Source organism: Pseudomonas caricapapayae (assembly GCF_001400735.1).
In the GTDB taxonomy this organism is placed as follows: Bacteria; Pseudomonadota; Gammaproteobacteria; order Pseudomonadales; family Pseudomonadaceae; genus Aquipseudomonas; species Aquipseudomonas caricapapayae.
On sequence record NZ_LJPW01000093.1, the window covers coordinates 1 to 381 of the forward strand.

At 57.7% G+C, this 381-nt stretch carries 1 protein-coding gene; it reads right to left on the reverse strand.

The features are described 5' to 3' along the window. Positions 1 to 297, reverse strand: a 297-nt coding sequence (locus ALO80_RS31750) for a hypothetical protein (RefSeq protein ID WP_217997880.1), incomplete at its 3' end; no start/stop codon positions are given. Between the last annotated feature and the right edge of the window lie 84 nt (positions 298 to 381).

The following is a 381-nucleotide window of genomic DNA, read 5'->3' on the forward strand; positions in this document are numbered from 1 at the left end:
GAGGCGTAAGTCATCGTTCCAACGCTCCGCGTGGGAATGCCGTTCTGGACGCTCTGCGTCATCTGCCAAGTAAGCAGCGCGGCGCAAATTTGTGACGCAGAGCGCCACGCACTGCATGCCAACGCAGAGCATTGGCACGATATTCATCTTGAGGCGTAAGTGATCGTCCCAACGCTCCGCGTGGGAATGCCGTTCTGGACGCTCTGCGTCCTGTGCCAAGTAAGCAGCGCGGCGCAAATTTGTGATGCAGAGCGTCACTAACTGCATGCCAACGCAGAGCATTGGCACGATATTCATCTTGAGGCGTAAGTCATCGTTCCAACGCTCCGCGTGGGAATGCCGTTCTGGACGCTCTGCGTCCTGTGCCAAGTAAGCAGCGCG